Consider the following 7,133-nt stretch of genomic DNA (forward strand, 5'->3'; position numbering starts at 1 on the left):
CCAACTGCCAACTGCCAACTGCCAACTGCCAACTGCCAACTGCCAACTGCCAACTATTTTACCCACTCCAAAGCACGTTTTTGGTCACGTAATGGTGTGAAAGCTACACTTGGGTCTTTTACTTCTGGAGCATTGACAAAATGACTAAATCGTTTACGAATACTTTCGTTTTCAATCGCTTCTTTCCACTCACATTTATAGTTATTTATCAGGCCTGCCATTTCTGTTTCTAATTCTTCAGCAATACCTAAGCTATCATTCACCACAACATCTTTCAAATACGTAATACCACCGTCCATTTTATTGAGCCAAGTAGCTGTTCTGGTCAAAGGTTCGGCAGTTTTTATGTAAAACATCAAGAATCTATCAAGGTATTTCACACAATCTTCTTTTGAAATATCGCTTGCAATCAATTGAGCGTGTTGCGGTTTTGCACCGCCATTGCCACAAACATATAGATTCCAACCTTTTTCGGTAGCTATAATTCCGAAGTCTTTTGCTTGGGCTTCGGCACATTCACGAACACAACCCGAAACCCCGCCTTTAAATTTATGCGGTGCTCTGATGCCTTTGTAGCGGTTTTCGACCTCAACGGCAAAAGTCACCGAATCGTGTAAACCAAAGCGGCACCAAGTAGAGCCTACACAAGATTTTACTGTACGCAATGCCTTGCCGTAGGCGTGACCTGACTCAAACCCTGCTGCTATCAACTCTTCCCAAATAACAGGTAAATCATTGAGATGAGCCCCGAATAAGTCGATACGTTGCCCACCGGTTATTTTGGTGTATAGGTTATATTTTTTGGCGACCGTTCCGATGACGATTAGTTTTTCGGGAGTAATTTCACCTCCTGGAATTCGAGGTACAACCGAGTATGTTCCGCCTTTTTGGATATTAGCCAAGAAACGGTCGTTTGAGTCTTGGGCAATATCATTTCCTTTGGCGAGAATCATGTCATTCCATAAACTTGCCAAAATTGAGGCTACTGCTGGCTTACAAACTTCACAACCATCGCCTTTACCAAATTTATCTAAAACACCCTCATATGACTTTATCTCATTAATTTTTACTAAATCGAATAGCTCTTGTCGAGTATAATCGAAGTGTTCGCAAATGATATTTCGAACATAGATTCCTTGCTCTTTCATTGTGCCGAGCATCAAGTCTTTTACCATTGGCACACAACCACCACAGCCTGTTCCTGCTTTCGTACACTTTTTCAGTCCGTCTACACTATGTACTTTATTTTCTGAAACTTCGTGGCAAATTTGTCCTTTCGTTACGGCTTCGCAAGAGCAAATCAGAGCATCGTCTGGTAGGCCCATTACTCCCGCACCACCTTCTTCTTCGCCCCCTCTTGCACCAAGAATTAAGTTTTCTGGGTCTTTTGGAAGCACCAATTTATTATTGACAGTTTGCAGAAGCATGTTGTACTGCTCTGCATCGCCCACCAAAACTCCTCCCAACAACAATTGGTTATCGTTTGATATATTGATACGCTTATAAATACCTTTCGATTTATTTTCATAGACAATCGTCTGGCAGTCAGGCTCCGAAATAAAAGCATTGCCAAAACTCGCCACATCAACGCCAATCAATTTTAGTTTGGTTGACATGTCGTAAGCTTTGAATTCCTTCGCTCCGTTACACAAATTGGTGGCAACAATATCAGCCATTTCGTAGCCAGGTGCAACCAAGCCATAAATCATGTGGTCGTGTAAAGCACATTCTCCAATCGCAAAAATATGTGGGTCAGAAGTTTGAAGTTTATCATTGACCACTATTCCACCACGAGAACCAACTTCTAAACCCGATAAACGAGCTACTTCGTCACGAGGTTTGATACCTGCTGAGATAACAAGCATATCCACTTCAAGTTTTGAGCCGTCAGCAAAATTCATGGCTGTAATGATGCCATCGCCCGCAATTTCATGTGTATTTTTATTGAGGTGAATTTGTAAGCCTAAACTTTCGAGTTTTGCTTTCAGAATATCAGAGCCAGCTTGGTCTATTTGGCGAGGCATGAGGCGAGGAGCAAATTCAATGACGTGGGTTTCTTCTAAACCTAAATCGAGTAGTGCTTTTGCTGCTTCTAAACCCAACAGTCCGCCTCCAATTACTGCACCTTTGCGGGCCTTTTTAGCGTGTGCTTGCATCATGTCGAGGTCTTCTATGGTGCGATATACAAAAACACCATCTTTCTCAACACCTGGAATAGGGGGCACAAAAGCAGCAGAACCAGTGGCCAGCACCAAATAATCATAAGAAACAATAAGCCCATGATGCGATGAAACCGTTTTGGTTTCTCGGTCTATGTTCGTGATTGGGTCGGAGAGGTGAAGTTTGATACCGTTATCGAAGTACCAGTCGAGCGGAGCCATGGTTAGGTCGTCGGCTGTTTTTCCTGCGAAGTATTCACTGAGGTGAACTCGGTCGTATGCAGGTCGTGGTTCTTCGCCAAAAACCGTAATATCGAGCGTAATATCTTTGGCTTTGGCAATAAGTTTTTCGCAAAACTTATAACCCACCATGCCGTTGCCCACCACAACGACACGGAGAACGTTAGTTCCGTTTGTCATTTTGAATTATGTTTTCCTACGTTTGCTGCATTCATTGACTCAGTACGTTTCCCCCATTCTAAAGTCAATTATGCTTAAATTTATTTCTTTAAAATAAGTATAAATACTCATTTTTATTCAAATATATGTTTCGAGTTTCTGAAAAGCAAATTTTTATTTGGTAAAATTTAAATTTTGTAGTTAATGTTTTGGTAAATTGTATTTATTGCAGAATAAATATAAAACTATTGCTTCTTATAATCACTCCACTGCCAATCTAACCAGCTCTGCGGTGTTTTTAACATCGGTTTTACGGAGAATATTTGCACGGTGATTTGAAACCGTTCGGACACTCAAAGATAACTTTTCGGCGATTTCTTGGCTGCTCATGCCTTCGGTAATGTATTTCAAAATTTCACGCTCTTTCTTTGAGATTTTGGCAAATAAGCTGGTGTTTTTGAGTTTTGGAGTAGTTTTTTGTTTGCGTTGAGCCAAAAGTCCATCAATAATCATGGCCGAAACCGTAGGAGGGAAGTACTTATTGCCCGCCGAAACACTCTCAAGTGCTTTTAAGATTTCTTCTTTGCTGGTATCTTTCAACAAATACCCCATCGCACCGTTTTCGACTGACGTAACCATATATTCGGGGTTATTGTGCATCGAAAAAATGAGTGATTTTGTAGCGGGGTGTTTGTCGGAAAGAATTTTGGCTACTTCAAAACCCGACATTTGGGGCATGGTGAGGTCGAGCAAAACGATGGTAGGCTTCAGGTTTTTTACTTTTTCGATAGCTTCGAGACCATCTGAAGCTTCGCCGACAATCTCGATGTTTGGTTCTTCTTCAAGCAGATTCTGAATACCCTTTCGTACAACCGCATGGTCATCTACGATGAGTAACTTAATTTTGTTTGTCATATTGTATCTTGTTTAGTGTTGATGCGTTTTGTTGGTTCATTGTTATTGGGAAACTGAAAAATTGGTTATTAGAAAACAGGTCAATTTAATATTGATTCATGCTGACCAATATTAAAGTATAGCCCACAAACCAATACCAAATAACTAATTTTCCAGTAACTAAACGACCAGAAACCACTCAAAGGCTATCGTTAATAATAGGAATTTTTACAAAAATACTCGTTCCTTTACCTACTTCTGAATCAATTTTTATCGTTCCGTTGAGAAGCCTAACACGGGTTTGTAAGTTGCCCAATCCGTTTCCTCCAAATCGGCTTTTCTTAGTTTTTTTCATGTCAAAGCCTTTGCCGTCGTCAACCACCGAAAGGGTAATATATTTATTCTTCTCGTTTGATAAAGTTATCGACACCTTCTGGGCTTTGGCGTGCTTCATAATGTTATTGAGTGTTTCTTGCGTAATTCTATACAAGTTATTCTCAATTTTGTTAGGAATCGTTATGTTTTCGGTCAAATCATTGAATGAGGCTCGAAAATCAGCCCCTTTGGCGGTTCGTTCGAGCAGCAATCTGATTGCCGAAGAAAGCCCAAAATCTGTCAGTACTGAAGGCATCAAATTAAACGAAACCGTGCGAGTGGCCTCAATGGTCTCATCAATTAGTTTTTGGTGTTCTTCAAACGACTTTCGTTGTTTTTCATTCACAAAGGGCAAACTTTTCAGTTGTTCGCTATCGAGTTTGAGGCCGGTAAGCATCTGCCCAATGCCATCGTGCAATTCACGAGCCAAGCGTTTGCGTTCTTCTTCTTGGCCTTCGAGCAGAGCCGTTGAGCGTACATTATCTTCTTTTCGTAGCAAAATAAACTTCTCTTCGGTGGCTTTTACCAAATCTTTTTGGGTCGAAACCAGTTGTTCGTTGGTTTCTTCAAGTTGTTGATTTTTGGTCTGTAATTCTTGTTCCGACTCCTTGATTCTGAGAATGACTTCCTGCACGTATCGTACGAGCGGTATAAAAATCAGAAAAGCTTCAAGAACAAGCGTTAAAATTGTAAATCCAAAGAGTATAAATTCGATTCGCTTGACGTTTTCTACTCTTTCTTTTGCCTCAATATCATACTGCGAAACAATCTTATCCATGATTTTCAGAAAATCACGTTCGTTTGTGAGCATATTCTTGATGATGTTGTGGCTACTTTGGGCGGTATAATTTTTTTGAGCAACACTATCGGCATTGATACTGATTACCTGAAATTTAGGCTCAATTTCGTCGAATAACTTTTGTATGGCACTACTATTTTTCACGAAATAAGTTTTTTCCAAGCCCAGTTTGCCATTTTTTAGGCCATAATGGCATTTTACCCAAAGATTTAGTGTTTCGCTAAAATCATTTTCGTAAAAAGCGGCTTCTTCGGCATACTGCGTTTTATTGGTCAGTAAGATGGCCATTTTGCATATTCTCTGGCTTAGCATACGCTGCCTACCCGCTAAATTGACGACGTGGGCATCATCGCTCGATTCGTTGAGCGAACGCTGAATTAGCATTTGCCCAAACAACGAAAGCAGTGCCACCACAAAGAGTGCCACCATGTAAAGACGCGTCAATCGCTGAGAAACTTGTTTGTAGAGATTTTGCATTCTGAAAAATTAAAGCATTTTTTTTGAACTAACAAGCTGGCATTCAAAGTTCTTTGTTATATTAAAGTTTTTGTTTCTTTTGTACTATTTACTTTTTAAGTAATTTTACTCATTTTGTATTTTATTTATATTTGTTTGTCTAAAAATAATTAATTTAAAATTTTCTTTGGCTAAAGTGTGTTTTAGGCAAATATTAACCTTACTTTTATATCATGAAATATATGGCTACGACCGTATTATTTTTTATTTTAGGGTTTTTATACCTACTAAATCCACCCTTTTTACTTCTAAACATTAATACTCAAAAATTATGCACTCTAAGCTAACACTCGTGGGGGCGGGTCCGGGCGACAGCGAACTCATCACATTAAAAGCCATCAAGGCTCTGCAAAGTGCAGATGTAGTATTATATGATGCCCTTGCCAATGATTCTTTGCTCGAATACGCACCAAAAGATGCCATAAAAATCAATGTTGGTAAGCGTAAGGGGCAGCACTCTTTTAAGCAAGATGAAATCAATACTTTAATCGTTTCGTCAGCTCTTCAGTATGGCCATGTCGTGCGATTAAAGGGCGGCGACCCATTTGTGTTTGGGCGTGGCTATGAAGAATTAGAACACGCCAAAGCTTTCGGAATTCCGACCGAAGTTATTCCTGGAGTTTCGAGTTCGATTGGCGTTGCGGCTGCCGTTCAGATTCCGATTACACACCGAGATATTGCTCGAAGTTTTTGGGTAGTTACGGGCCACACAAGCGATGGCAGCCTACCAAAAGACCTCGAATTGGCAGCACAATCAACCGCTACGGTAGTAGTTTTGATGGGAATGAGCAAATTGGCCGAAATTGCGGCTATTTTTGACAAACACGGCAAAGCCAATGTACCAGTGGCGATTATTCAGAATGGAACTACTGGCGAACAAAAATCGGTTTTCGGGCAAGTAAGAGATATTGTCGAAAAAGTGCATGAGTCGAAAGTGAGTAATCCTGCTGTTATTATCGTAGGTGATGTTGTTGGCTTGCATCCCGAATATGTCGAGGCTTATGTAGCCAGCATGAATTTGTAGATATATATATAAGGTATAGTATATACACCACGGTGCCATTCCTTTATCGGGATGGCATTTTTTGTTTCGGTCGGTTTGAGTGTTAATCCTTATCTTTTTTATGGTTGAATCTTAGTTAGTAAAAATTTAAAAAATGCAAAATCAATAAAAATAGGTTTCAAAAATTGCTAAAAATGAAAAATAAAATTGCATTTTTCTAAAAACAAGTTTCAAAATTAAAAGAATTTTAAGTAAAAATGCTAAAATTGATAAAAATATGTTGTTTTGTGTTTTGAGTATAAAATATTATTTTCTACATTTGAATAAGCAATAACAAAAACGGTATTATTAAGTATAAATAACCAAAGAAAATTTTGATAGTGGGGGCTATCAGAAAATTAATTAAAAGTGCTAATCTATTTATTTTAAACTTCAAATGAAATGCAAACGTAGGGAAAACAACATTAAAAGATCAAAAAACTGGTGATAGTCGGAGTGGGGGCTTCGTCTTGAACCAAACAAAAAAACCGACCTGACATGGGGGTGTCAAATCGGCTAACGAATCGCAGAACGTAGGTATTTATTCACAATTCAATTCAAAACAAATGAAAAAAAATCTATTTCGCAAGTTTGGGCTTGCAATTTTCTTCGCAGTTTCTTTTTTCAAAGCGTCTTATTCTCAATTTTCATTACTCGGTCAGGTCAGAACTCGCACAGAAATACGTGACGGATTAGGCAATCTTGCACCTTATGGTACAAAATACTCAGCTTTTACATCACAACGTACGCGATTAACCTTCGGTTATAAATGGGACAGAGTAACTTTCGGTATGGCCGTGCAAGATGTGCGTGTGTGGGGGCAAGATGCTTCATCAATTTCAAATGCCGACGGAGGCAAGTTTGGCGTACACGAAGCATGGGCCGAAATCGTATTGGCAAATTCGGCCGACACAACCGTTAAATTCAAACCAATTCAGAATCTTTCATT

Annotated in this window: 4 protein-coding genes and 1 pseudogene; 2 read left to right on the forward strand and 3 right to left on the reverse strand. The window is 39.4% G+C overall.

Translation table 11 applies throughout. The features are described from left to right. Positions 1 to 53 precede the first annotated feature (53 nt). The 3 genes from nirB to ACOVO2_RS16705 all read right to left on the reverse strand — a co-directional run bounded on the left by nirB (position 54) and on the right by ACOVO2_RS16705 (position 5,103). Positions 54 to 2,579: a nitrite reductase large subunit NirB gene (nirB, locus tag ACOVO2_RS16695; RefSeq protein WP_421771074.1), complete on the reverse strand. Its 2,526-nt coding sequence runs from the start codon at positions 2,577 to 2,579 to the stop codon at positions 54 to 56. 240 nt (positions 2,580 to 2,819) lie between these two features. After that, positions 2,820 to 3,473: a response regulator gene (locus tag ACOVO2_RS16700; protein ID WP_421771075.1), complete on the reverse strand. Its 654-nt coding sequence runs from the start codon at positions 3,471 to 3,473 to the stop codon at positions 2,820 to 2,822. A 178-nt stretch (positions 3,474 to 3,651) separates the two neighbouring features. Next, positions 3,652 to 5,103: an ATP-binding protein gene (locus ACOVO2_RS16705; protein ID WP_421771076.1), complete on the reverse strand. Its 1,452-nt coding sequence runs from the start codon at positions 5,101 to 5,103 to the stop codon at positions 3,652 to 3,654. 310 nt (positions 5,104 to 5,413) lie between these two features. Here ACOVO2_RS16705 and cobA point away from each other — a divergent pair, with 310 nt between their 5' ends. Together cobA and ACOVO2_RS16715 are read left to right on the forward strand one after the other, a co-directional pair. Then, on the forward strand, positions 5,414 to 6,166 hold the full coding sequence (gene cobA / locus ACOVO2_RS16710; RefSeq protein ID WP_421771077.1) for a uroporphyrinogen-III C-methyltransferase: 753 nt from the start codon (positions 5,414 to 5,416) through the stop codon (positions 6,164 to 6,166). A 584-nt stretch (positions 6,167 to 6,750) separates the two neighbouring features. Beyond that, positions 6,751 to 7,133 (forward strand): annotated as a pseudogene (locus tag ACOVO2_RS16715) (hypothetical protein); the annotation flags it as partial.

Source organism: Emticicia sp. (assembly GCF_049241225.1).
In the GTDB taxonomy this organism is placed as follows: domain Bacteria; phylum Bacteroidota; class Bacteroidia; order Cytophagales; family Spirosomataceae; genus Emticicia.